This window comes from Paralcaligenes sp. KSB-10, from assembly GCF_021266465.1.
Taxonomy (GTDB): domain Bacteria; phylum Pseudomonadota; class Gammaproteobacteria; order Burkholderiales; family Burkholderiaceae_B.
The window spans coordinates 3,310,503-3,336,890 of record NZ_CP089848.1 but is presented as its reverse complement, the minus strand read 5'-3'; the positions used below and the strand labels follow the sequence as shown (position 1 = coordinate 3,336,890).

The 26,388-nt window shown below is 60.9% G+C and carries 18 protein-coding genes; 5 read left to right on the top strand and 13 right to left on the bottom strand.

Going from position 1 to position 26,388, the window contains the following annotated elements; translation table 11 throughout:
- Positions 1-25 precede the first annotated feature (25 nt).
- Together LSG25_RS15355 and LSG25_RS15350 are read left to right on the top strand one after the other, a co-directional pair.
- Complete coding sequence (locus tag LSG25_RS15355; protein ID WP_232741777.1) at positions 26-520, top strand: TRAP transporter small permease; 495 nt, start codon at positions 26-28, stop codon at positions 518-520.
- Positions 521-559: 39 nt separating this feature from the next.
- Positions 560-1,840 carry a TRAP transporter large permease gene (locus tag LSG25_RS15350; protein WP_232741776.1) on the top strand — a complete coding sequence of 427 codons (1,281 nt, stop codon included), beginning with the start codon at positions 560-562 and terminating at the stop codon, positions 1,838-1,840.
- Between the two features lie 550 nt (positions 1,841-2,390).
- On the opposite strand, the gene LSG25_RS15345 is transcribed toward LSG25_RS15350, so the two are convergent.
- A complete protein-coding gene (locus LSG25_RS15345) occupies positions 2,391-5,090 on the bottom strand; it encodes a DNA topoisomerase III (protein WP_232741775.1) in 2,700 nt (899 codons plus the stop codon).
- Between the two features lie 62 nt (positions 5,091-5,152).
- On the opposite strand from LSG25_RS15345, the gene LSG25_RS15340 reads away from it, so the two are divergent.
- Positions 5,153-7,450, top strand: coding sequence for a GDYXXLXY domain-containing protein (locus LSG25_RS15340; RefSeq protein WP_232741774.1), 2,298 nt, complete (start codon positions 5,153-5,155; stop codon positions 7,448-7,450).
- Positions 7,451-7,557: 107 nt separating this feature from the next.
- Here the strand turns inward: LSG25_RS15340 and gluQRS are convergent, their stop codons facing one another.
- Both gluQRS and LSG25_RS15330 read right to left on the bottom strand, forming a co-directional pair.
- The gene (gene gluQRS / locus LSG25_RS15335) at positions 7,558-8,514 is read right to left on the bottom strand and encodes a tRNA glutamyl-Q(34) synthetase GluQRS (RefSeq protein ID WP_232741773.1); all 957 of its coding nucleotides are present in this window, start codon (positions 8,512-8,514) and stop codon (positions 7,558-7,560) included.
- A 15-nt stretch (positions 8,515-8,529) separates the two neighbouring features.
- A complete protein-coding gene (locus LSG25_RS15330) occupies positions 8,530-8,991 on the bottom strand; it encodes a DUF494 family protein (protein WP_232741772.1) in 462 nt (153 codons plus the stop codon).
- A gap of 347 nt (positions 8,992-9,338) precedes the next feature.
- On the opposite strand from LSG25_RS15330, the gene LSG25_RS15325 reads away from it, so the two are divergent.
- Positions 9,339-10,481, top strand: a complete 1,143-nt coding sequence (locus LSG25_RS15325) for a DSD1 family PLP-dependent enzyme (RefSeq protein WP_232741771.1) — start codon at positions 9,339-9,341, stop codon at positions 10,479-10,481.
- Here the strand turns inward: LSG25_RS15325 and LSG25_RS15320 are convergent.
- The 9 genes from LSG25_RS15320 to LSG25_RS15280 form a co-directional block, all read right to left on the bottom strand.
- Positions 10,456-11,997, bottom strand: coding sequence for a PepSY domain-containing protein (locus LSG25_RS15320; RefSeq protein ID WP_232741770.1), 1,542 nt, complete (start codon positions 11,995-11,997; stop codon positions 10,456-10,458). The genes LSG25_RS15325 and LSG25_RS15320 overlap by 26 nt on opposite strands.
- A gap of 50 nt (positions 11,998-12,047) precedes the next feature.
- Complete coding sequence (locus tag LSG25_RS15315; RefSeq protein WP_232741769.1) at positions 12,048-14,330, bottom strand: TonB-dependent receptor; 2,283 nt, start codon at positions 14,328-14,330, stop codon at positions 12,048-12,050.
- Positions 14,331-14,538: 208 nt separating this feature from the next.
- Entirely contained in the window at positions 14,539-14,925 is a 387-nt protein-coding gene (locus LSG25_RS15310) for a DUF2946 domain-containing protein (RefSeq protein WP_232741768.1), read from the bottom strand.
- Positions 14,926-15,900: 975 nt separating this feature from the next.
- Positions 15,901-17,922: an acetyl/propionyl/methylcrotonyl-CoA carboxylase subunit alpha gene (locus tag LSG25_RS15305; protein WP_232741767.1), complete on the bottom strand. Its 2,022-nt coding sequence runs from the start codon at positions 17,920-17,922 to the stop codon at positions 15,901-15,903.
- Between the two features lie 15 nt (positions 17,923-17,937).
- Positions 17,938-19,545: a carboxyl transferase domain-containing protein gene (locus LSG25_RS15300; protein WP_232741766.1), complete on the bottom strand. Its 1,608-nt coding sequence runs from the start codon at positions 19,543-19,545 to the stop codon at positions 17,938-17,940.
- A 53-nt stretch (positions 19,546-19,598) separates the two neighbouring features.
- Positions 19,599-20,780: an acetyl-CoA C-acyltransferase gene (locus LSG25_RS15295; protein ID WP_232741765.1), complete on the bottom strand. Its 1,182-nt coding sequence runs from the start codon at positions 20,778-20,780 to the stop codon at positions 19,599-19,601.
- On the bottom strand, positions 20,773-22,656 hold the full coding sequence (aceK, locus tag LSG25_RS15290) for a bifunctional isocitrate dehydrogenase kinase/phosphatase (RefSeq protein WP_232741764.1): 1,884 nt from the start codon (positions 22,654-22,656) through the stop codon (positions 20,773-20,775). Before aceK ends, LSG25_RS15295 begins: the two co-directional genes overlap by 8 nt.
- Positions 22,657-22,741: 85 nt before the next feature.
- Positions 22,742-23,920: an isovaleryl-CoA dehydrogenase gene (locus tag LSG25_RS15285; protein ID WP_232741763.1), complete on the bottom strand. Its 1,179-nt coding sequence runs from the start codon at positions 23,918-23,920 to the stop codon at positions 22,742-22,744.
- A gap of 119 nt (positions 23,921-24,039) precedes the next feature.
- Complete coding sequence (locus LSG25_RS15280) at positions 24,040-24,450, bottom strand: MerR family DNA-binding transcriptional regulator (protein ID WP_232741762.1); 411 nt, start codon at positions 24,448-24,450, stop codon at positions 24,040-24,042.
- A gap of 87 nt (positions 24,451-24,537) precedes the next feature.
- On the opposite strand from LSG25_RS15280, the gene LSG25_RS15275 reads away from it, so the two are divergent.
- Positions 24,538-25,608, top strand: coding sequence for an MBL fold metallo-hydrolase (locus tag LSG25_RS15275; protein WP_232741761.1), 1,071 nt, complete (start codon positions 24,538-24,540; stop codon positions 25,606-25,608).
- 89 nt (positions 25,609-25,697) lie between these two features.
- On the opposite strand, the gene LSG25_RS15270 is transcribed toward LSG25_RS15275, so the two are convergent.
- Positions 25,698-26,324 (bottom strand): LysE family translocator, encoded by a 627-nt coding sequence (locus LSG25_RS15270; RefSeq protein WP_232741760.1) that lies wholly within the window; start codon positions 26,322-26,324, stop codon positions 25,698-25,700.
- Positions 26,325-26,388 lie beyond the last annotated feature (64 nt).

Sequence of the window (26,388 nt, the reverse complement as noted above, 5' to 3'; positions counted from 1 at the left end):
TCCGGCTTCACTACAGGACATAGCCGTGCCTATCATTCGTTTTCTGGATCGAACTTTGTTCCGCCTGATATCGATCCTGACGCAGTTGCTTATATTGTCGGCCGTCGCGGCCGGTTTTTATCAGGTTATTGCCCGTTTTGTCCTTCAGGCGCCTGCCGACTGGAGCGAGGCGTGGACGCGTGCGTCGCTGATCTGGATGGTGCTGCTTGGCATTGTGCTGGCCTTCCGTGGCGGAGCCATGCTCAGCGTCGAGATGCTGCACAGCGTATTGGCCGGACGAAAGAAACGCTGGCTGGAGCATTTGTTGATGCTGATCAGCGTCGGGTTTCTGGTGTTCATGGCCTGGGTCGGCAGCGAAATGACGTGGCGTGTGCGGTTTCAGAATGTGCCGAGCCTGAATATTTCGATTTCCTGGATCTATCTGGCGATTCCTGTCGGAACGGCGCTGGCCGCCCTGGCCGTGATTGTGCGCTGGGCCGAAGGCCCCAGCGAGGCCGTGTCGGACGAGGCTCCCGTTTAAGGCGCCTCGGCCCGCGCCTGAAAGTATAAGGATGGTTGCATGTCGCAGTTGATGATTGTTTCTATGTTGTTTTTCTTTGCCCTGTCGGTGCCGATTGCGGTGGCGATTGGGCTTGCCAGTTTGATGGGGGTGGCCTTTGACGGCCATATGACCTGGCTGGTCGTGGCCCAGCAAATTTATGCTTCGCTGGATAAATACCCCTTGGTTGCGGTGCCGTTTTTCATACTGGCGGGCAATTTGATGGAGGCCGGCGGTATTTCCGAGCGCATGGTGGATTTTGCCAAAAGCGTGGTCGGCGGCATTCAGGGCGGGCTGGCCTGCAGTTGTGTGCTGACCTGCATGATTTTCGCGGCGGTGGCGGGATCGAGCGTGGCAACCACATTTGCCGTGGGCGCTATCCTGATCCCGGCGATGGTCAAGCATGGCTACCCGACTCCTTTCGCGGCATCGCTGCAGGCGTCCTCGGCCGAGCTGGGGGTGATTATTCCTCCGTCGATTCCCATGATTCTGTTCGCGGTCTCCACCGATACTTCGGTGGGCGAGCTATTTATTGCAGGGATCCTGCCAGGCATTCTCATCGGCGGCGCCCTGATGTTTTATGTGTGGTTCTACGCGCGCCGCAACGGGCTGGGCAAGGCCGATGGCGAGGGGCGTCTGTCCCTGTGGCCGGCGCTCAAGCGCGCCTGGCTGGCCTTGCTGATGCCGGTCATTATTCTGGGCGGTATCTACGGCGGGGTATTCACGCCCACCGAGGCTTCGGTGGTGGCGGTGGTGTATGCACTGGTCGTGGGCATATTCATTTATCGCCGGCTCAGTTTGCCGCTATTGTCGAAGACTTTGCACAAATCGGTGATTTCCACCGCGGTGATCATGTTTGTCATTGCCAATGCGGGGGTGTTCGGTTTTCTGCTGAATCGCGCCGGCGTGCCCGATGCGCTGGGACAATGGCTGAGCCATTTGTTCCATGACAAGTATTTGTTCCTGTTGGGTGTGAATGCGGCGCTGTTTGTGATCGGCATGTTTATTGAAACTTCGGCGTCGATTGTGGTGCTGGCGCCGTTGCTCTTGCCGGTTGCGGTGCAGTTCGGGGTGGACCCGGCGCACTTCGGGATCATTATGGTGGTGAATCTGGCGCTGGGGATGGTGACGCCGCCGTTCGGGGTGAATTTGTTCGCGGCGTGCACGGTGGCGAATATTCCGCTCGAACGTCTGATCAAGCCGCTGCTGCCTTTTGTGGGGGTGGTGCTGGCGTGTCTGATGATTATTACTTATGTGCCCGAGATCAGTTTGTTTTTGAAGCAGATGGTGTATGGGCACTGAGGGGGCTCTTGTGGTCGCCCGTAGGGGCTGTTTATAGGGGCCATTTTCGTTCTTAAGACGCGGGGGTGGCGGCCCAGGCAGGGTGGTGCTCGCCTCGTCCGGTCCTGGCTGCGCCAGGACTGCCCGCGGCCGGCGCCTGGATCGGGCGGTCGCGGAACTCGCGTCGTCCACAGCCCCCCGGGCTGTGGACACCCTTGACGCTCAAACAGCCGCTCCCTTGCATCCCGATCCAGGCGCCGGCCGCGGCGGACTCAAGCTCGCTCACCCTGCCTGGGTCGCCACCCCCGCTTGCATGAGGGCTTTCCGTATGAGGGTTTTTGCGTGAGAGATCTTGTAGGGGGGGCTTTCTTTGCACGGGGGCCTGCTTTTTTTGCAGTTATGAACTATGGCCATAAGTTCACGCGATTATGCGCGGGTTGTTCGGGCGCGTTAAATATGCCTCTATCACTGTTCGCTTGAACTGCCCGTGTACGGGGAGCCATGCCATCCCCCAAAAAGTTGAATCGGCGTCCAACTTTTTGGGGGTAGTCCTTTGTGGCCGCCGTCTGGCTCAGAATGGCGGATCGTCGTCGTCGCCGGCGCTTGAGTGGGCAGCGGTTTTCTTGACGGCTTTTTTCGCGGCGGTCTTTGAAGCCGTTTTGCTGGCCCGCTTGACCGCTGTTTTCGTGGCTTTTTTGGCCGCGGTTTTTTTCACTGCCGTTTTGGCGCTTGCCGCAGTCTTGGCGCTAGTTTCCGCTTCGACCTTGCCGGCGCCGGTTTTGGCCGCGGTCTTGCCGGCTGTTTTGCGGCCTGGTTTTTCGGGGCGGGCTTCGAATTCGAAACCGATCTTGCCGTTGGCCTGCTTGGACAGGAAGGCTTTGAACTTGCGATTGGTGCGGCTCGAGACGAAGCCGTCGAGCAGGTCGGTCTTGCCTTCGGCCAGCAGTTTCCTGATCTGGTCCGGCGAGATTTCTTGCTGCAGAATCATTTTTCCGGAGCGGAAATCGCAGCTTTTTCCCGGTCCTACCGATTTTTCGCACACATAATTCATGCCATGCTCGTAGACGTGGTTGCCGCATTTCGGGCAGGCGCCCAGCGGGCTTTGCGCTGAGAAGTCGATGGGTTCGCCGTCGTCGTCATCGTTCTGGCCAAAGTCGAACTCGAGCTTGTATTCGTCGGTAATGCGCAATAGCGCCGCAAACGGCCGACCCATTTTGCTGATGAAGCCGGGCAGTGGCCCAAGCGTGCGCTTGGAGAGCAATTCTTCCACTTCGGAGATTTCGAAAGTACGTCCGCCCGGGTGCTTGCCGATCGAGAAGTCGCAATTGGTGCAGGCGTAGCGGCGGTAGTTTTCCTTCACGACACTGCCGCATTTCGGGCAGGGCGTAGTCAATGTGGCGTAGTCGCCCGGCACGGTATCGCGTTCGTACTCTTTGGCGCGCTTGACGATGATTTGTGTCATTTGCGCGATTTCGCGCATGAAGGCGTCGCGGTCCAGTTCGCGATGTTCGATTTGCTTGAGGCGGTGTTCCCATTCGCCGGTCAGTTCGGGCGAGGTCAGTTCGTTTACGCCCAGGCCCGAGAGCAGGGTCATGAGCTGGCGCGCTTTGGCGCTGGGGATGAGATCCCGGCCTTCGCGCCGCAGATAGCCTTCGTTGAGCAGGCCTTCGATAATGGCCGCGCGGGTGGCCGGAGTGCCCAGGCCGCGTTCGGACATGGCTTCGCGCAAGGCTTCGTCGTCGACCAGTTTGCCGGCGCCTTCCATGGCGGAAAGCAGCGTGGCTTCGTTGTAGCGGGCCGGGGGCTTGGTAACCAGGCCTTTGGCTTCGATTTCGTCGGTCTTGACCGTTTCGCCCTCGGCCACGGCGATCAGGTTGGTGTCGTCGCCTTGCGCTTCGCGGCCATAGATCGCCAGCCAGCCCGGATTGATGAGCACCTTGCCTTCGGTCTTGAAATGATGCCCCGAGACCTCGGTAATGCGGGTTGTAACGCGGAATTCGGCTGCCGGGAAAAATACCGCCAGGAAACGGCGGGTGATGAGCTCGTAGATTTTTCCTTCGGCTTCGCTGAGGTCGCGCGGGATTTGCAGGGTAGGGATAATGGCGAAGTGATCGGAGACTTTCTTGTTGTCGAAGATCCGCCGGTTGGGCTTGACCCAATCCTGCTTGCATACGGTCGCGGCGAAAGGCCGCACGCTGGCCGCGGCGGACGAGCCCTCGCTGGACAGGGCCTGCATGGTCTGCTTGACGGTTTGCAGGTAGTCTTCGGGCAGGTAGCGCGAATCGGTACGTGGATAGGTCAGTGCCTTGTGCCGCTCGTACAGCGTTTGCGCCAGCGAAAGCGTGGTTTTGGCCGAAAAGCCAAAACGCGAGTTGGCTTCGCGCTGCAACGAGGTCAGGTCGAATAGCGCCGGCGACATCTGGGTGGTCGGCTTGGATTCTTCGTTGACTTGGCCGGCCTGGCCGCGGCAGGCGGTAACAATGGTTTGCGCCGCCGTTTGCGACCAGAGTCGCGAGTCGCGCTGTTCGGGGTCGAGCTCGTTCCTGGCGAATTTCGGATCGAACCAGCGCCCGGTGTAAAAGCCGGCGGCCGCGACGAAGGTGGCGTGCACTTCCCAGTAGTCGCGCGATACGAATTTGCGTATGCGCTCTTCGCGTTCGGCGACGATGGCCAGGGTGGGAGTTTGCACGCGTCCCACCGGGGTTTTGAAGAACCCTCCGTCCTTGCTGTTGAACGCGGTCATGGCCCGGGTGCCATTGATGCCGACCAGCCAGTCGGCCTCGGCCCGGGACCGGGCAGCCGATTCCAGGGGTTTTAAGGCCTCGTCATCGCGTAAATTGGCAAAGGCCTCACGGATGGCTGTCTGCGTCATGGAACGCAGCCACAGGCGCTGTATGGGCTTCTTGATGCCAGAGTATTGCACGATGTAGCGAAAAATCAGCTCGCCCTCGCGCCCGGCGTCGCAGGCGTTGATGACCGCATTGACGTCCTTGCGCTTGAGCAGCTTGACCAGCAGCTTGAGCCGTTCGGCGGATCGCTTGTCGGTGGGACCGAGTTCGAACTGGGGCGGGATGACCGGCAAATGGGCAAAACTCCATTTACCGCGCACCGGATCGTTGGGAGCAACCAGGCTGAGCAAATGGCCTACGCTTGAAGCGAGCACGAATTGCTCGCTTTCGAAATAGTCGCCTTCCCGGGTGAATCCTCCGAGAGCGCGTGAAATGTCTAGGGCTACCGAGGGTTTCTCGGCAATAATCAGCGTTTTGTTCATGAATTTCCAGTGACTGCATTTCGGCAGTGGTAGCGCGGATAATACGAGGTGGGAATCACACAATGCAAGTCGACGGCTCTCGAAAAGTCCATGCATCCCACGGAAATTGGGTGGAATTTTTCCGGAAAACGACGTTTTCGCTCGGTTCGTTATTACTCGCGAGCGCCGCAATATGCTGGATTGCGGCCAATTGGGCGCATGCGACAGCCTTCCAGAAATTGGCCGGCGCACAGGCAGTCATGGCAATCATCATTCTGGTGGCCTGCTTGCTGGAGCGATATCCCCTCACGCATAAAGACCGGAATTTTTCCGTTTCCGCCAATTTGACGGGTCTGGCGGGTGTGGCAATCGGTGCTTTATTGGCGCTTGTGGGTCAAATATATCAGACCGGCGCAGATTCATGGCAGCTGTTCGCCTGGTGGGCGCTGCTTTTGCTGCCCTGGCTGATTGCGGTCCGGACCGTTTTCCTGGGTTTGCTCTGGGTGCTGGTGGTCAATGTCGGAGTAATCCTGTACTTCGGGTTCACCGATGGGTGGATGTGGTTGCCGGCCTACCCTTTTTATCTGGAGATATGCCTGGGCCTGGCGGCTCTTGATAGTGTGCTGCTGTGGTGCTGGGAGTGCCGGATCGGGCAGTTTGGCGATCGCTGGCGCACAGGACCGCGTGTGCTGGGCGCGGTCGTGCCAGCCTTGCTGGTGGGGGCCGTATTGACATGTTTCGGCAGCCCCAGCAGCTACTCCTCGCATTTTGTGGCGTTGCTCGGCCTGGGCGTCACCGGGTTCATGGCCTGGATTTACACCCGCATACGCCCTGATCTGGCCATGGTGTGCCTGGCTGCGGTAGGCGCGTTTACTGTCGTAACCGTCGATCTGCTTAGTTTCATCCAGTCGGAGTTGGCGCTGCTGGGGCTTATCCTGATTTTGATGTTGTTTAGCGGCGTTCTGTTGCGTTGGCTGAGTCGTCGGCCGGGGGTCAGCGCCAAAGCCGGCGCGAGTCCATATCCCCATGTGCGCGGCGATGCGCGCGACCCTTGGTTTTTGAGCGCGTTTCGCTTGCTTGTCATGTGGATCACGGCAAGCCTGATCATTGCCCTGCTGGTATTAAGCCTGGACCTGCAGATCGAGCGGCTCTGGATCGCAGGCCTTGTGCTGTGCGGCGCAGGCTTGCTGGTATGCAGGACCACCTCGGGTGTGGCGATGCGCGAGGCAGGCGCCACGGTGGCGGCCGCGGGGCTGTTCCTGGCGTGCCTGAGCTGGCATGAATCCCTTACCCTGCCGCGCGATACGGGAGTGGCGGCCATGGTGCTCGCCAGTGTTTTGATTTATGCGGCAGGCGCCAATTTCGCGCTCAGGTTCTTCGCGGCCTGTCTGGCCATCTGGGCGTTTCTGGACCTGACATGGACCGATTTTTCATGGTACTGGGTGCTGGACGACTCTCTTTTCGGGAAGACGGCCGCGCCTGTCCAGGCCTTTCTGGATCTTTCCGCGCGCTTGTTGCCGCTATCCCTGGCGGCCCTGGGCGCGTTTTATGCCGGTAGCCGATACGATCGCCGCGAATTCTGGTCGCCGCTTGCCTGGTCGCTGGCAGTCTCGGCGCAGAGCCTGGCCTGGCTGATGCCGTCGACGGGCATTGTGCTTGCCCTGGCCTGGATGGTCCTGGGATTCGCCCTGGGCCGGCGAACGTTGCAGGTGTTCGGTGTGGCAGGCCTGCTGGCTTGCCTGGCGCGCTATTATTATTTGCTCGATACGAGTCTTTTGCACAAAGCGTTTTTGCTGGGTGTGGCCGGCGCTGCGCTCGTGGTCGTGTGGGCCTTGTTGCGCCTGCGCATGCAGGCATCAAAGGCGGCCGCAGGGCGTGATGCACCGCTTTGGCTACGCCGGGCGGGCTTGCTGGGCGGCTTGTTGCTGGTCTTGTGCGTAGTGAATATAAGCACGTACAAATATCGGCAAATTTTACAGACGGGGCAACGCGTGGTGCTGGCACTGTCTCCGGTCGATCCGCGGTCCCTGATCCAGGGCGATTATATGGCCTTGAATTTTGCGTTGGTCCGGCCGCTTCGGCGCATGCTCGCTTCGTCCAAAGAGTATGCATCGCTGCGGCATGGTTATATGATCTTGCAGCCCGACGCGCAGGGGGTGTATCAGTTGCAGTCGATACAGTTTCAGCCTCGCGCGGATCAGGGCGTTGCGCTGGAGTTCCGCTTGCGTGGCCCGGATGTGCGTATAGTCACCAACGGCTATTTTTTTCCCGAAGGCCAGGCTCGGCGCTTCGAGGCGGCCAAATACGGAGAGTTCCGCGTGGCCCGGGACGGCACGGGTTTGCTGACCCGTTTGCTGGATGCAGACATGAAACCCCTGTAGGGGCGGGTCGTTTGCCCGCCCGTGTTTGGGTCGGCAAACGGCGAGCGGCCACAAGGGCCGCTCTATAGCGTCGAGGGCAGCCCGTATATCCGTCGCCGTGGATGCCTCTACATCGTCGATGGCGGCGCGATCCCAAAACGTGCGGCCCATCGCCGTTGGGCGGCTGACCAGAAGGCCTGGGCATCGGCGCAGGCAAGCGCTTCGAAACCCAGGCGCTGCCACGCGAGGTTGAGCGCTTCCAGCGGCCGGCTGCAGTCCAGGGCGGGGGCATGATTCTGCTTGGACAGTTTTCGCCCCGAGGTGTCGCGCACCAGGGGCACATGCATGACGCGCGGAACAGGCATGCCCAGGTGGCGCGCCAGAACTCGCTGCCTGGCGGTCGAGCTGAGCAGATCGGTGCCCCGTACGATATCGCTGACGCCTTGCCGGCCGTCATCGACCACGACAGCCAACTGATAGGCCCATAGTCCATCGGCGCGTTTCAGCACAAAATCGCCTGCTTCGCGGGCTACATCCTGGCTTTGCGGCCCCAGCCAGCGGTCATTGAAGCGCTCCGTGCCTTCAGGCGTGCGAAAGCGCCATGCCCGGGCTGTCTGTCCGGCTTTCAGTCCCGCCCGGCAGGTGCCGGGGTAGGGCCGTTCATGCAGCCCTTCGGCCGCCGCTGCCGCGGAATGCCGCGACGGATCATCCCATGCTGTTTCCTGCGCGGCCAGCGCCATGTCGATATCCTTGCGGGTGCATGCGCAGCCATAGACCAGGTCTTGCGAAGCCAGGGAGTCGAAGGCTTCCTGGTATGCCCCGTAGCGTTGCGTTTGCCAGACCGGGTCGCCATCCCACTGCATGCCCAGCGCCTGCAACTGCTGCATGATGACGAGGTCGGCTCCACGCACCACGCGCGGGACGTCTATGTCTTCAATGCGCAGAAGCCACTGGCCGTGATGACTGCGCGCGTCCAGGTAGCTGGCCATGGCCGCCACCAGCGAACCGGCGTGCAGGGGGCCGCTGGGGCTGGGGGCGAAACGGCCTACATAGCCGCCGGAATTGCGGTCTGGGCAAAACGACATGCGTATTGGAAAAGCTTAATGCGACAGTCGCGACTGATCGTCGGTAAGGAGTTCTTCGAGCACCAGGTGGTCGATTTCGGCCTCCTGGCTCCAAAGCACCATTAGCGCAATGATTTTTATCTTTTCCAGCGAAATCGGCGATTCGTTGGTGGCCTGGGCACGGTCGATGACGATTTCGCGCAGCACAGTAGGCAGCACGTTGGAGTTATCCAGGAAACTGATGAAGCCGATGGCTTCGGTTCCCAGCGTGCGATACTCGTGCTCGGTAAAAATGCGCTTGCTGTCGTCGTGGGGGCTTTGCGCAAACTGAACGCATTGTTCGGTTGTTTGAGCCAAGCCGTACAGCCAGCTGAGCGCTTCGTCGATGTCGTCGTGTTCAAAACCTACCGCGGCCAGCTTGTGCGCCAGTACATCGGCCTCGGGACAGGCCTGGGGCGTGTAGTAGTTTTCGAATAAATAAACCAATATATCGAACATAGGCGATTGGGTTGCCCTTTACAGAGTCAACGAATAATTAAGGGTTAACCGGTAAAGTCAGAATCGACTGTACGCTGATTTGCCATCACGAGCAACTCGGGGGCCGGGAAAGCGCGCAAGCTGTTGGACGCCGGCGTCATTGTGAGGGCATTCAGGTTTTTGGGCGGTTTGTGATGCTACTCTAGTCAATTGTCCAAAAAGATGCTAATTCTTGGTTATCCCGGGGATAATACCGGGGCGCAAGGTAACTCGTGAGCCGGCTCCATGGGGCGCGGCGTCTCGATTGGCAATCCTCCAGGCAGGGATCGGAGCGGGAGCCCTTTCTATAATGCACGGGAGCGGGACTTATGGAAGAGCTGAACCGAATCGACGCGGTGGCCATGGCGCCAGCGGCGCGTGTGGGCGACCCTGTCGGCAGTATCGACACGCCGGCCCTTATCCTGGACCTGGATGCATTTGAAGACAATCTGCGCATTATGCAGGTATTGGCCGAGCGCCATGGCGTGGCGCTCAGGCCTCATGCCAAGGCGCATAAATGCCCCGAGATTGCCTTGCGGCAAATTGCGCTGGGTGCCGAAGGCATATGCTGCCAGAAAGTCAGCGAAGCCGTGCCGTTTCTGGCGGCCGGTGTGCACGATATTCACATCAGCAACGAAGTGGTGGGAGCCTCCAAGCTGGCGTTGCTGGCGCGCCTGGCCAAACAGGCCCGAATAACGGTTTGCGTCGATCATGCGCGGGCAGTGCAGGCCTTGTCGGCCGCCTTGGTCGAGCAGGGAGCCTCGCTGGGCGTGCTGGTCGAGATAGATGTGGGGCAGAAGCGTTGCGGGGTGCAAACGCCCGACGAGGCGCTGGCGCTGGCGCGGCTGGTGCAGAAGCTACCCAATATAGACTTCATTGGTTTGCAGGCGTATCACGGCGGGCTGCAGCACAAGCATTCGCTCGATCAGCGGCAAAAATCGTGCGACAAGGCGGCGCGCCTGGTCCGCGGCTATCTCTCGGCCTTCGAGCAGGCCGGGATTCCCTGCCCGACCGTCACCGGCGGCGGCACCGGATCGGCTGTATTCGACGTAGCCAGCAAGGTCTATACGGAAATCCAGGCCGGCTCCTACCCCTTCATGGATGCGGATTACGCCAGTATCGACTGGGGCGAGGCCCTGTCGTTCAGGCACAGTCTGTTTCTGCTCGGCACGGTCATGAGCACGCCCACGGCCGACAGGGCGGTCGTCGATATCGGCCTGAAATCGACCAGTGCCGAAAGCGGAGTTCCCCGATCGGCCGAAATAGAAGGCTGGAGCTGCGTTGCCATTAACGACGAACACACCATTTTGCACGCGGAACATGCCCGGAACCGCCCTGGCCTGGGCGCCCAGGTCCGCCTGATTCCGGGGCATTGCGACCCAACCTTCAATTTGCATGATTCGGTCGTGGCTGTGCGCGGCCAGCGGGTCGAGGCAATCTGGCCGATCAGCGCCCGGGGCTTGAGCCGCTAAGCGATTGCCGCAAAGCTGCATGGGTGCTCTTGGGAGCGAAAACCCACCAGTCCAGCAGCGCTACCAGTACCAGGCTCAAGCCCATCAGGGGGAAAACCAGCCCCAATACGCTCAGCCCCAGTTTCCATCCCCGGGCAACCTTGGCCGAAGCCGCGCGGACAGGGGCGGCCAAGGCGCCGCGCGGGCGCCGGCTCCACCACATGATCAGTCCGCTTAGGGACAATCCGCCCAGTGCCAGTGCAATGACGGCGCAGATAATCTGGTTGGCGAGTCCCGCCAGTTGACCCATGTGCAGGGCTGTGCCGAATGAAATAGCCCTGGCGATAAGGCCATATTGCGCATAACTGGCTTGGGCAATGAGTTCACCGCTGAATTGATCGAGGTGGAGCGTGCGCTGGCCGCGCGGGTCCTCGGGGTAGTACGAGGCGCTGAACACACCATCGGGCGTTTGCGGTACGGCCAGTTCGTAGCCGCCGGCCAGCCCGGCCTGCCGGATCGAGGCAATGATCTTGTCCAGCGACGCACGGCCCAGGGTCGATGTGTGCTGCGTATGGGAGGAGGACATGCCGGGCATATCCGCCATGTCAGGCATATTGTCCATTGCGGCAGCGGACGGTGTTGCGATCGCATGCCCGGCATGCGAGGATTGCGGCACGGCGGTGTCGCCCGTGGCCCAGGGCGTTTGCGTGAAAGGCTGGTCGGCCAGCCTGGCCTGTCCGGGCTGCGCGCTGTGTATGTGCCCGGCCTGGCGTGCGCCATCGGGATAGCCAAAACTCATCGAGGTGGCGAGGGCCTTGAAATTCGCGCCCCAGACGCCCGACCAGGGCATGCCGCTCAATACGAAAAAGAAGGCTCCCGCGGCAAACCAGATGCCGATGACCGTATGCAGGTCGCGCCACCAGAGGCGTCCCTGGAGTTGCCCGCGAGGCCGCAACCGTCCTTTGGCGTTGAGGCCCGGGTGGGACTTGTCGGGCCACCAGAGCGCGATTCCCGTGGCCAGCATGACCAGTGTCCAGGTTGCCGCCAACTCCATCAGGATGCCGCCCCACGAACCCAGCATCAGATCGCGGTGCAGATTGCGGACCACTTGCATGAAACGCCTGTCGACATCCAGGCGGCCGAGCACCTTGCCGTTATAAGGGTTCAGGTAAACGCTGGTCTTGCGCCCCGAGGGCAGTTTGTAAACCAGCTCGGCACTGCGATCGGCCGTGTCGTCGACATTGACGCGCAACAGGCTTGCCTGAGCCGGCAGGGTGGCTTGCGCGGCCCGGGCCAGTTCGTCGTAGGAGAGCCACGCGGCGTTTTGCGCCGGCGCGGCGACAAACAGGCGGTCCTTGTACAGTACGGCTTCGATTTGGGGTTTGAACACATAAAGAGTGCCCGTGATGGACAACAGCAGCAACAGCGGCATTACGAACAGGCCGGCATAAAAGTGCCAGCGCCAGAGCATGCGGTAACGTTGCTGCGGTGTCGGCCCGGCCGCAATGGCCTGGTCCGTGGATGTATGGGTATTCATATCATTGGGTTCCCGGTATGGGCAAGGGCTTGGCCCCTGCGGGCATAAGGCTAGAGCTTGAATTTGAGTTCGGCAAAGATTGTCCGGCCCGGATAGGGGTGATAGATATAGGCGCGTTTGTCGAACAGATTGTCGACCCCCAGGCTTGCCTCGATGCGGCTTGAAACCTGGTATCGCAGCTTGGCATCGAACACCATGAAGCTGCTGCTTCCCCCGTAGGTGTCCGGGTTGATATCGGTATTGGCCAGCGTGTTGTATTGGCGGCCCGAATACCGTCCCGCCAGCGTGAGGGCGGTTTGTTGAGTGAAGTGATAGGTGGCGACTGCGTTGATGCGCCACAAGGGAACGCGCGGGAAGTTGTTGCCTTCGGTTTCCGGGCTGCGCGAGTTCTCCAGTATTTTCGAGCGGGTGTAGCCTACGCCGGCGCTCAGGTCCAGACCGGCGACCGCGACATTCTCGCCCTGGTAGCTGATCTCGATGCCGCGGTTGCGGATCCGGTCGATATTCTCGATATTGGTGATGTTGGGAATGACGGTGGTGTCGGTCTGCGAATACAGGGTGTCTTTGACATCGTCCTGGAACAGGGCCAGGTGGAACAGGCCGCTATCCGTATACCAGTCGGCCGCCAGTTCTTTGCTGAGCGTGCTTTCGGGTTTCAGATTGGGGTCGTTGTTGACGATGGACAGGCCCGACAGGCTGCCCTGGAACAATTCGCTGACAGTGGGAAAGCGGTAGGCGCGGCCCACCGAGGCGCGCAATGTCAGGTCGTCGGTGGCGGCGTACGCCAGCGAGGCCTTGGGTGAATAATGCGTCTCGTGGCGACTGCCGTATCCCACGCTTGCGTCTCCCGCACTGCGCGCACCGCTGTAGGCCCGCCACGATTCCGCCCGCAGGCCTGTGGTCAGCGTCCATTTCGACGCGAATTTCCAGGCGTCCTGCGCGTAAACGGCCTGGGTGGCGGTGCTGCCCAAAAAGGCGTTCTTGGGCGCCTGCATTCCGCCGGTCTGCCAATCGTCGGTATTGAAGACCTGGTCGTCGAGGTGGTAGCGGTCGAAGTGATAACCCACGGTGATCCAGTGCGCTCCGGGGGCGTCGCTTGCCGGCGTATAGCTCAGCTTGGCGTCCAGGGCGTTCCAGCCGCTGCCGCGGGTCGATTCGATGGTGCCCGGGCCGGCATTGGTGCCGCCCGCGGCGGCTGTTCTTAGCGTGTCGCTCAGGACGTCGAAGCTCGAAAAATCGACCGCAAAATTCCAGCCATGCTGCTGGTGCGATTTGAGCGACAGGCCGTACAGGGCGCTTTCGGTGCGGCCGGCGCTGTTGGCGAACGTGGCCGGATCGATGTTGTAGGCGCTGCCGTCGATATTCACGCGGCCCGCGTAAACTACCTGGCCCTGGGGGTCTCGCAGGAAGCTTTCGTTGTCGTTTCTGTAGCGGCGGTTCCAGTAACTCAGCGAGGCGCCGGCCTGTATGGTGGGTGTAATGTCATAGGCCAGCTTGAACTTGAACTGGTCCTGCACGAGGTGGACCACACCTTCGCTGCTGGTGCCGGCGATGACGCCCGGCTTGCCGTACTGGTCGATGTAGGATTGCGCCCCGCTTACCGGAGTACCGCCGGGCTGGCCGCCGTTGGCGGCTTGGGGCGTGGCAAACTGCAAGGGCTGGCTGGTGTTCTGCAAATGGTCGATGCCGATCAGGAACGAAGCATTGCCGATCTTGTTTCCCAGCGTGGCGCTGGATTGCGATCCATTGAAATTCCTGTCCATGCCGAATTGATCGAAGTGCTGCGAAAAGCCCTGCACGGAGGCGGTGGCCTCGAGTTTTTTCGGCATTTTTGTGGTGATGGCGACTGTGGCCCCCATGGAGTTGCCGGGATACAGGGCCGAGAATGGGCCATAGAATGTGTCGACCCGTTCGATATTGTCCGGAAAGACCATGGACCATTTGGGTGCAAAGCCATAGGAGTTGCCCAGAAAGTTGCTAAGCAGCATGTCGTCGACATACACCAGCCCGCGCGCGCTTTGCGAATTGTTGGTGCCACGCACCGAGATCAGGGAATTCGCGTCGCCGATATAGCGCTTGCGTATGGCAAAATTGGGCAGGTATTTCACTGCGTCTTCGGTGTTGACCACGTTGATTTGCTGTAGATCCCTGGCGGTCACGGACTGGGTGCTGGCCGGTAGCTGGGGGTCCAGTCCCGAGGGGGCGGTGGCTTGGCCGGTAATGGTTATCGGCGCAAGCGTGGTTTCATCTGCGGGTGCGGCGGCGAAAGTGCATGGGTGCTGCAAAAGGCCCAGCAGGGCCCAGGGCGCGAGGCGGCGGGTAGTGCGATTCATGGCTGTTTTCCATAGTCGGCCTTATTTCATTTCGGTCGAATCGCGCTCATGCGTAGCAAGTACGGCCATGGCCGCCGTACGCACGGACCGGTCAGCGTTTTGCTGTCGCGATCACGATTGATTTTGAAATGGAATTATTTGGCCGGTGTCGTGCTCATTACGACAAGCCATACCTGTAAGCTTTTGGGTATGGAACGAAGGCTCGATGTCAGGAAAACAGGGGAGGCGGAGCGCGGGGAAAGGCCGGTGTGTGCGCCAGCGGTAGATCGACAACCAGGCTGGCCGAAGGCGGGAGGGAAACTTGCCGATCGGGGGTATCCACCACCAGGGTGGCGGCATGGGCCAGCGGCATGTGCAGGGCCAGCAGCCCGCAATAGCCGCAAGCCTTCCAGTCGTGGGACTGGTGCGTGTCTTGGTGTGAGTCGGGGGTAGCGAGGTGAATGTCCTGCTTGCCGTCGGGAAAGCAGAATGAAAGTTTCAGGTCCGGGTCGTGGTGCCTTTGCACGCTTTGCGATGCGATAGGCATGAGCAGGCCGAGCCAGATGGCAAGCAGCCCGAGCCAGGCAGTCAGCTTACGGTGCGAACGAAACGACATGAACGAGAATTATTTCTATTTTAATGGTGCGCTATTCTAAAACGTTTTTTGGTTCTAGTGTTGACGGTGCTGGACGTGTTTCTGTGGTTTTTGTTTTGAGCTGTTTTTAGGCTTGGGTTGTGAATTTGGGCTGCCTTTTTACTGGCTTGATCTATTCGCTTTGACTGCGTTGTCTGTGTGGGCGTGATGGTAATTCTATAAAGACGCCGCAGGGTGGGCGGTGCGGTGTAGTCCGGCACGTCCAGCGGTCGTGGTGCTGCGCACCCCGACTGCCCGGGTCTGCCTCGTCCAGGCGGGCGTCGGGCGAACTCGCGTCGCCCCGCGGTGCGGGGCGCCACTCAGACAGCGCCCGCCGAAAGCCCCCGCCTTCCCTTCGTCAGCACCCGGCGCTGGACTACCGCCGGACTACACCGCACCGCCCACCCTGCGGCTTGCGTTACGGGAATGCATCGAGGTATACATTGGGGAAGCTGCGTTGAGCCAATCACAGACTACATTGAAGCGGTGGGTGCTTTTAGTACATCCAGTCGTCAATCGAGGTAGATGTGGCCACGTGATGGAGGCATGAGTGCGGGCACGTTAACGGTTCTAGGGGTGCAGGCCCATTAACGGTAGGTGCAAGCACGTTAATTCCGGACATCCCGTGATGCAGTTCCAGGCATGCCATTACGTGAGCCGTCTATCGGGGCTTGGGGTCAGGACCGGCGTAAGGCGTGCGCCGGATGCTACCGTAGGGAAGGCGGGGGCTTTCGGCGGGCCATGTTTGAGCGTAGCCGCGCCAGCGGCGTAGCGAGTTTGGCCCGACGCCCGCCTGGACGAGGTAGATCCGGATCAAGCACGCCGTGCCGGCCCTGACCCCAAGCCCCGATAGACGGCGTCTTTAAATACCAAAACGTCGAATGCCATAAACACTCAAAACCAAAAATGCGCTAAAGCCTCGCATAAAAAATCACAATGCAGGCGATCAGCCCCTGTCTATGCGGCAGCGATGGCGATCAGCTCCACACCGTCGCCAACCTGATCGCCGACAGCAAAGAACAACTCCTGCACCGTGCCATTGCCAGGCGCATGTATCGTATGCTCCATTTTCATGGCCTCCATGACCATCAGGGCGTCGCCGCTTTTGACGGTATCTCCTGCCTTGACGGCAATCGAGATAATCTTGCCCGGCATCGGCGCGGTCAGGCCGCCCTGGTGCACATTGCCCTCATCCTGGGGATGGGCAACCGCATCGCGGACCTGCAGCACGCGTACGCCGCCGGCAACGAACACATGAGCATGATCGCCATGCAAAACCACGACCCCCGAGGTATCGACGCCATCGAGACGAATGCGCAGCCGATACTGCTTGGGCGCAAGTCCTTCGGCACGCCATTCGAAAGCCTGTGTGCCGGTGGCGTCGCTGCAGGACCAGTGTTCGCCATTGCGGCCGACGCGCAGTTCGTGCACGGCGTCGTTATCGATCAATGTAAAGGGCCGCTGGTAGAGGCTCGCAATGCGCCAGCCATCGGTCTGGGCCCAGGGATCGGCATGCACCACATTCGCATGCAAGGTAGAGGAGCCCAGCCCCTGGTCGGCCAGCAGGGCGGCCGCGGCGAGCGCCAGGGTGCTGAGTGGAGCGTTTTCCGCGGCGGGAAACAGCGAATCGTGCTGACGTTCGATAAGGCCGGTATCGAGATCGGCGGCGGCAAAGGCCGGGTCGCCCATGAGGCGGCGCAGAAAGGCGATATTGGTGTTCACCCCCACGCTTTGAATTTCACCGAGCGCCTGGATCATGCGCGCGCGGGCCTGGTCGCGGTCGGCGCCGCGCACGATGAGTTTGGCGATCATGGGATCGTAAAAGGGGCTGATGGTGTCGCCGGCCCGCACACCGCCATCGACCCGGATATCGCCGTTCTGGAATGCGGCATGCGGCGGAAAATTCAGGGCCGACAGCGTGCCTATGGAGGGCAGGAATCCTTTTTCGGGATTCTCGGCGTAAATGCGCGCTTCGATGGCGTGCCCGTTGATGCTCAACTGGTCCTGGGTGAGCGGCAGCGGCTCGCCGGCGGCCACACGCAATTGCCATTCGACCAGATCGTGCCCGGTAATCATTTCAGTCACGGGGTGTTCGACTTGCAGGCGCGTATTCATTTCCATGAAATAGAAACGGCCATCGGGTTCGGCAATGAATTCGACCGTGCCCGCGCCGACATAATTGACGGCGCGCGCGGCGGCAACGGCCGCCTCGCCCATGGCGCGGCGCCGCGCTTCGCTCATGCCGGGGGCGGGGGCTTCTTCGATGACTTTTTGATGGCGGCGCTGGACCGAGCAGTCGCGTTCGAACAAGTACACACAGTTGCCGTGCGTGTCGGCAAACACCTGGATTTCGATGTGGCGCGGTTTTTGCAGATAGCGCTCGAGCAGCACCTTGTCATCGCCGAAACTGCTGGCGGCTTCGCGCTTGCAGGAGGCAAGCGCGTCGGCAAAGGCGGCGCTGCTTTCCACGATGCGCATGCCTTTGCCCCCGCCTCCCGCACTGGCCTTGATCAGCACCGGATAGCCCATGGCGTCGGCCTCGGACTGCAGAAAGCCTGGGTCCTGCTTATCGCCGTGATAGCCCGGAACCAGCGGCACGCCCGCTTTGCCCATGAGAGTCTTGGCGGCCGATTTGCTGCCCATGGCGGCAATCGCGCCGGTGGGCGGACCGACGAAGATAATGCCCGCCTTGGCGCAGGCCTGGGCAAAGCCTTCATTCTCGGATAGAAAGCCATAGCCGGGGTGGATGGCCTGGGCACCGGTTTGTCGGGCGGCTTCAAGGATGGCATCGGCGCGCAGGTAGCTGGCGCGGGGCTCGGATCCGCCGATATGTACAGCCGCGTCGCAGGCGGCAACGTGGCGCGCATTGGCGTCGGCGTCGGAATAGACCGCCACGGTGCGCAGGCCAAGGCGGTGGGCGGTGGCGGCGACACGGCAGGCGATCTCGCCGCGATTGGCAATCAAGAGGGTGGTAAACACAAGGACTCCTTGGAATTACATTCTGAACACGCCGAAACGTGTGTCTTCGATGGGCGCGTTCAGCGCGGCCGACAGGCCCAGCGCCAGCACACGACGCGTATCGGCGGGCTGGATGATGCCGTCATCCCACAAGCGGGCGGTGGAGTAATAGGGATGCCCTTCTTTTTCGTATTGTTCGCGCAGGGGCGCTTTGAAGTTCTCTTCTTCTTCGGCGCTCCAGGATCCGCCTTTGGCTTCGATGCCGTCGCGCCGCACCGTGGCCAGTACACTGGCTGCCTGCTCGCCGCCCATTACCGAGATGCGCGCGTTGGGCCACATGAACAGCAGCCTGGGGCCGAAAGCCCGGCCGCACATGCCGTAATTGCCGGCCCCGAACGAGCCGCCGATCAGGACGGTGAATTTGGGCACCGCGGCGGTCGACACAGCCGTGACCATTTTCGCGCCATGGCGCGCGATGCCCTCGTTTTCGTATTTTCTTCCCACCATGAAGCCTGTGATGTTCTGCAAGAACACCAGCGGAATCTTGCGCTGGCAGCAGAGCTCGATGAAGTGCGTGCCTTTTTGCGCCGCTTCGGAAAACAGGATGCCGTTATTGGCAATAATGCCCACCGGCATACCGTGTATGTGTGCAAAACCGGTAACCAGCGTCGTGCCGTAGCGCGTCTTGAATTCGTCGAACTCCGAGCCGTCGACGATACGGGCGATGACCTCGCGCACATCGTAAGGCTTGCGGGTGTCCTTGGGGATGATTCCGTTCAGTTCCCGGGGATCGTACAGCGGTTCGCTGAACGGTTTGCGCCGCAACTGCACCGGCTTGTGATGGTTGAGCCGGCCTATGGCGCTGCGCGCCAGTTGGAGCGCATGCAGATCGTTATTGGCCAGGTGATCGGCGACTCCCGACAGCCGGGTATGCACGTCGCCGCCGCCCAGATCCTCGGCTGTGACTTCCTCGCCGGTGGCCGCCTTGACCAGCGGCGGGCCGCCCAGGAAGATCGTGCCCTGGTTCTTGACGATGATGGATTCGTCGCTCATGGCGGGCACGTAGGCGCCGCCGGCCGTGCACGACCCCATGACTACCGCGATCTGCGCGATGCCCTGCGCCGACATGGTGGCCTGGTTGTAGAAGATGCGGCCGAAGTGATCCCGGTCGGGGAAGACCTCGTCCTGGTTGGGCAGGTTGGCGCCGCCCGAGTCGACCAGATAAACGCAGGGCAGCCTGTTTTGCTGGGCGATTTCCTGGGCGCGCAGATGTTTCTTGACGGTCAGGGGGTAGTAGGTGCCGCCTTTGACCGTAGCGTCGTTGCAGACGACGACGCATTCCGTGCCCGATACGCGCCCGATTCCGGTAATGACTCCGGCGCCGGGGGCCGCGTTGTTGTAGACGTTGTGCGCCGCCAGCGGCGAGAGTTCAAGAAAAGGCGTGCCCGGATCGAGCAGCCGTTCAACGCGTTCGCGCGGCAGCAGCTTGCCGCGCGCCACATGTTTGGCGCGGGCGGCTTCGCTGCCGCCCAGCGCCGTATGCGCCAATTGTTTTTGCAGGTCGTCGACCTGCTCTTGCATAGCTTGGGCGTTGTCGGCGAACGCTTGCGATCGCGGATTGATCCGGGACTCAATAACGGGCATTGTCATTCCTAAAAATAGGGCGGATGCCGCTCCAGGCGGCATCCGTCGCAGCACTACAGCATTTCGATGGCCATGGCCACGGCTTCGCCGCCGCCGATACACAGCGAGGCCACGCCGCGCTTGCCTCCGGTCTTGCGCAAAGCGCCGATCAGTGTGGTGACCAGTCGCGCACCGGATGCGCCTATGGGATGGCCCAGGGCTGTGGCGCCGCCGTGGATATTGACCTTGTCGTGAGGCAGCTTGAGCTCGACCATGGCAGCCATGGTGACGACCGCGAAAGCTTCGTTGATTTCGTAGAGATCGACATCGCCCGCGGCCCAGCCGGTCTTGGCGAAGAGTTTTTGCATGGCGCCAACCGGCGCGGTGGTGAACCAGCCGGGTTCCTGCGAGTGCTGGGTATGGGCCACAATGCGCGCCAGCGGTTTGGCGCCCAGTTTTTGGGCTGTCGAGGCGCGCATCAGCACCATGGCGGCGGCGCCGTCGGAAATCGAGGACGAATTCGCCGCGGTGACCGTGCCGTCTTTTTTGAATGCCGGCTTGAGCGTGGGGATTTTCTCGGGCATGGCCTTGGTGGGGGCTTCGTCGGTATCGAAAACGGTATCGCCTTTGCGGCCGGCGATGGTTACGGGTGCGATCTCCCATTTGAAGCTGCCGTCCGCGGTGGCGGCGCGGGCGCGGCGCAGCGATTCGAGCGAGAAGGCGTCTTGCTGTTCGCGCGTGAAAGTGTATTTGGCCGCGCAGTCTTCGGCGAAAACGCCCATGGCCGTGCCGCGCTTGTAGGCGTCTTCGAGGCCGTCCAGGGCCATGTGGTCGTACACCGTGGAGTGGCCATAGCGGTAACCCTGGCGGCCGCGCAGCAGCAAGTAGGGAGCATTGCTCATGCTCTCCTGGCCGCCGGCCACGACGACATCGGCACTGCCGGCCACGAGCAGGTCGTGGCCGAACATGGCGGCCTTGAGTCCGGAGCCGCAGACTTTGTGCACGGTGGTGCAGCCCACGCCCAGCGGCAGGCCGGCGCCGAGCGCGGCCTGGCGGGCCGGCGCCTGGCCCTGTCCGGCTTGCAGCACGTTGCCCATGATGACTTCGTCGACGGCTTCGCCGGAAATGCCGGCGCGTTCGACCGCGGCTTTGATGACAACGGCGCCCAGCTCGTGCCCGGCCAGGCCGGACAGGCTGCCCAACATACCGCCCATGGGGGTACGTGCAACCGAGACTATAACGATGGGATCAGACATGATTAGCTCCTTGAAGCGGCGTGCTTGTGGTTGTAAGTGGAATATTCGAAGCGGCCGCGCGATGCAGCCGACGGTTGTTATCGTAAGGGAAAATATCCTCGATGCGTCCTTGCGTCGCCCGATCGCGGCAAGCCTGCCACCAGCCGGCTTCCAGCAGTTCGGCGTGATACTTCAGGAAAGCGCCGCGCACGCGGGGGTCGCCCAGCAGAAAATAACGGAATTCCTCAGGGAAGACATCGTTGGCGCCGACCGGATACCAGGGTTCGCCCGACAGTTCGGCTTCTTCGTTGGGGGCGGGCGGAATGCGGCGGAAGTTCATTTCCGTCATGCGTTGGATTTCGTCATAGTCGTAGAAGACGATGCGGCCCAGGCGAGTGACGCCGAAGTTCTTGAAGAGCATGTCGCCCGGGAAGATATTGGCGGCCGCCAATTCGCGTATGGCATCGCCATACTGCCTGACGGCGGCGTCCAGCGCGGCATCGGAGGCGCGCGCCAGGTACAGGTTGAGCGGGGTCATGCGCCGTTCGATATAAACGTGGCGCAAGATGATGGTATCGGCGTTTTCTTCGAACAGGCTCGGAACCTGACTGCGCAGTTCGTCGAGCAAGGCCTGCGAGCAGCGCGCGCGCGGCAGCGCGACCTGCGAGTATTCCCAGGTATCGGCCATGCGCCCCACACGGTCGTGTATTTTGACCATCTGGTATTTGCGGCGCACTGTGGCGTGATCCATGCCTTCCTTGTTGATGCGATCGCGGATGAGCTTGAAGACATAAGGGTAGGACGGCAAGGTGAACACGGTCATGACCATGCCCTTGATACCCGGAGCGACATCGAAGGCATCGTGCGAGTGCGACAGATGATGCAGGAAATCGCGATAGAACAGGGTCTTGCCCTGTTTTTGCAAGCCTAGGGTGGTGTAGAGCTCGGCCTTGGGTTTGCGCGGCAGCAGGGTGTTCAGGAAATGCACATAGGCCGCGGGCGTTTCCATATCGACCAGGAAGTATGCCCGGGTAAAACTGAACAGCGTGCTCAGGTCGTCGCTGGAATGCAGCAGGGCATCCAGGCTTATATGCCCTGAAGGGGTGTGCAGCAGGGCGATGGCAAATGGGTAAATCGCGCTCTGATTGATAAGCCGTCCGACAATATAAGCCCCTTTGTTCCTGAAAAACAGCGAGTTCAGGACGTGGATCTGGCAGTCGGGCGAAATGCGCCGCCCGCCGTCTTTGACCAGGGCGCGCCCAAGCTGGCGGATGGCCATGCGTGCCAGCTTGCGCGCGTCGGCGGGCAGATCGGCAAAGGGCGCCGCCAGGCCGAAATCGGCCACCATGCTGATGATCGACTGTTCCAGCCCCTCGGCATTGGGGTAATAGACCCGGTAGGAGGGGACTTTGCTGTCGATGTATTCGGTAGCCACGGCGGGCCGTACGAACAGGAAGTCGTTATGGAAGTAATCGCGGTGCAGAATCCGGCACGATACCGAGTTGAAAAAGGTTTCGGCGCATTCGGGTTGCTTGTGGCCCAGCAGAAGGCCGATGAATTCGGCTTTGACGGCTTGCCAGAAATCAAGCTGCGCGCGGGTCAGGCTTTGCTGCGCCGAGGCTCCCGCCGGGCTGGCATCGCTGCCTTTGAGGGCGGCATACAGGGTGGTCGCGCATTCGTGTACCCGTGTGTCGTAGTATTCGATGCGTTCGCGCGAGAGCTGCTGGATGCTGCGCCAGTTGCCCGATTCGAATAGGGATTTGGCGCGCTGGGCGCTATAGCGGAACAAGGAATAGTGGCGATCGAAGCCGGCCAGCAGGACGCCTGCGACGTCCTGCGGAGACAGGCCCCGCCGGGACACCGGTTCGACGTACTGGTGGTCGCCCACGAAAGTCATGGCCGGGCTCCTGCGGCTAGCGAAAACAGGCGGCTTGGTTTAACCATGACATTGTCTCACCGGATTGGGACGCTTGCTGCGCGAGTCAGCTCGTTTCGTTGAACAGTTCACGTCCGATCAGCATACGCCGGATTTCACTGGTTCCGGCTCCAATTTCGTACAGCTTTGCGTCGCGCCAGAGGCGGCCGGTAGGATACTCGTTGATATATCCGTTGCCTCCCAGAATCTGTATGCCTTCGCCGGCCATCCAGGTGGCTTTCTCGGCGCAATACAGAATGACGGCGGCGCAATCCTTGCGCACTTCGCGGACATGGCCGCTGCCCAGGCGATCCAGATTTTTCCCTACCGCGTAACAGAAGGCGCGGCAGGCTTGCAGAGTCGTGTAGAGATCGGCCACCTTGCCCTGTATCAGCTGGAATTCGCCTATGGCCTGGCCAAACTGCTTGCGGTCGTGAATGTAGGGCACGACGACATCCATGACCGCCTGCATGATGCCCAGCGGCCCTCCGGCCAGAACCGCGCGCTCGTAGTCGAGGCCGCTCATGAGTACCTTGACGCCGCCGTTGAGCTCGCCCAGGATGTTTTCCTGCGGTACTTCGCAATTTTCGAATACCAGCTCGCCGGTATGGCTGCCGCGCATTCCCAGCTTGTCGAGTTTTTGCGCCACTGAAAAACCCTTGAAGCCCTTTTCGACGATAAAGGCAGTGATGCCTCGCTGTTTGGCGGCGGGATCGGTTTTGGCATAAACCACCAGCGTATCGGCGTCCGGCCCATTGGTGATCCACATTTTGGTGCCGTTGAGCACGTAGTGGTCGCCCTTTTTGTCGGCGCGCAGCTTCATGCTGACCACGTCCGAACCGGCGCCCGGCTCGCTCATTGCCAGAGCCCCCACATGTTCGCCCGAGATCAGTTTGGGCAGGTATTTCCGTTTTTGAGCCTCGCTGCCGTTGCGGTGCAGCTGATTGACGCAAAGATTGGAGTGGGCGCCGTAGGACAGGGCGATCGAGGCGCTGGCGCGCGAAATTTCTTCCATGACGATCATGTGCGCCAGATAGCCCATGTTTGTGCCGCCATAGGCCTCGCCGACTGTCATGCCCAGGAGGCCCAGATCGCCGAACTTGCGCCACAGGTCCATGGGGAATTGATCACTGCGATCGGCCTCGGCGGCGCGCGGCGCGATCTCGGCCTGGGCGAAGCTATGCACCGCATCGCGCAGCATGTCCAGGTCTTGCCCCAGGTCGAAATTCAGGCCAGGAAGGTTCATTGTCGTCTCCGGTATCTTGGGTCAGAGGTCAAATTATGCGCGTAACCGCGGCGAGCTTGGCGATCCCGAGCGTAAAAGTCTATTTATATTACGTTTACGTAAACGTAAACTATAAGGGCTTACCCTGATTTGCTTGACTGGGCCGGATTCCGGTCGTGTCTGGCGAGCAGGGTTTCGCAATTTTCCTGTTGCAGTCGAATCTCGGCCAGGGTTTCTTCCAGGTCGAGTTGCTGCTGTTCCAGAATAGTGCGATGGCGTTCGAGCACGGCCATGTAGTGGCGCAACTGGGCAGTGGTGTCGCCCGGGCTGTCGTACATATCGATCAGGCTGCAGATTTCCGCCAGTTGCAGGCCCAGGCGTTTGCCGCGCAATGCCAGTTTGAGGCGGGTGCGGTCGCGCGCATGGTACACGCGATTGCGGCCGTCCCTGCTGGGGCTGACGATACCCTGATCTTCGTAGAACCGAATCGTGCGCGGCGTGATCGAGAATTCGTGGGCGAGTTCGGAGATGGTCCAGGTGGGTGAGGTCATGGTTGTACTGGCCGTTTACGTTAACGTAAATTATGATGCCATAATATGCCGCAGAAGCCTATACAAGCTTAGGTATGGAGGCCGTCGATGAATCCGAACGAACAGAAACTTACTTATCCGTGGGGCGAAGAGCAGCCGGCCCCGGGCGAGGCCCTGGCCCTCGCCGACGGGGTCCGATGGATACGCATGCCGCTGCCTTTCGCGCTCGATCACATCAATCTGTGGCTGTTGCGCGATGAGATCGACGGCCGCCAGGGATGGACGATCGTCGATTGCGGCATATCGCGCGACGAGGTCAAGGTGCTCTGGGAGCGGGTGTTTGAAAATGCGCTGGATGGCCTGCCGGTTTTGCGCGTTGTGGTGACGCACATGCACCCGGATCATGTGGGCCTGGCCTACTGGCTGTGCGAGCGCTGGAATGCGCCATTGTGGATGACCATGACCGATTATGCGATAGCGCGCTTATGGTCGCGGCCGGCTATCGACAACTCGGCGGCCGGTGGCCCGGGAGGGCAGGCGGCGGTCGAGCATTTCATCCGGCACGGTCTGGCCGACCCGCAGGCCCAGGAGAAAATTCGCCAGCGCGCCAATTATTATCCGGGAATGGTGCCCGCGGTCCCGGCGCGTTTCCGCCGGATCATGGATGGCAATCGCATTTCGATAGGCGGGCGCGACTGGCGCGTGATTACCGGTTACGGGCATGCGCCGGAACATGCGTCCTTGTATTGCGATACGCTGAAAATTCTGATTTCGGGCGATATGGTACTGCCGCGCATTTCAACCAATATCAGTGTGTTCGATTACGAACCCGATGCCAATCCACTGCCTATGTATCTGAATTCGCTGCGCAAGTACGATGCGCTGCCCGAGGATACTCTGGTCCTGCCGTCGCATGGCCGGCCTTTCAAAGGCTTGCATGAACGGGTGGCGCAGCAGCTGGCGCATCATGCCGAGCGGCTCGACGAGGTGCTGGATGCCTGTGCCACGCCGCTCAGCACGGCCGACGTGGTGCCTCTGATGTTCAAGCGCAAGCTGGATTCGCATCAGCTTACGTTTGCGATGGGAGAGGCGCTGGCTCATTTGCATGCGCTGTTTTTCGAGGGCAAGCTTCGGCGTGAAACGGGTGCCGATGGCGTGATTCGGTTTACGCGAATGTAGGAGTATCCATCGCGGCGCGGGTTCGTAGGGGTCGTCCTTGGTGACCACCGCAGACAAATTCGAGCGTGCCCATCACTTCGGCGGCGGTTTCAGCGGCTGGAGAAGGCCAGTTTCAGCGCCAGTCCCAGGAATACCACGCCGGCGAATCGATTCAGCAGGCGCTGGGCTTTGGGCGAATTTTGCACGCGGTCGCCAAAGACGCCAGAAAAGAATGCGATACAGCCGAATACGATCAGGGCGGCCAGCATGAACAGCGCGCCCAGCTGCAGTGTCTGGAGCGCGACCGAGCCGCGCTCCGGCGATGTGAACTGGGGCAGAAAGGCCAGGAAAAACAGTGATACCTTGGGATTGGTCAGGTTCATGATGATGCCGCGGCGGTAAAGTTTTCCATTGGATAGCCGCGGGATTTTTGCGTGCGAGGAAAGATGCCCTCGAGCCCTGAATGCACCCCAGGCCAGATAAACCAGATAGGCGGCGCCGGCCAGTTTCAAGGCGGTGAAGGCGGCGGCCGAGGCGGCAAAGATTGCCGCCAGGCCGATGGCCACGGCCACGGTATGGCCCACCAGCCCGGTACATAAGCCCAGCACCACCAGCATGCCCGAGGCGCGGCCCCACATGGCCGACTGCATCAGTACGAACAGATTGTCGGGGCCCGGGGCCAGGGCCAGCAAAAGGGCGATGCCAAAAAAAGACAGTGCGATTTGGTAGGTCAGCATGATTGAACTTGGCGGGTTGGGTTAAGAAAGAGCGGGCTGCCGGCTCTGGCAGCTTGAATATATG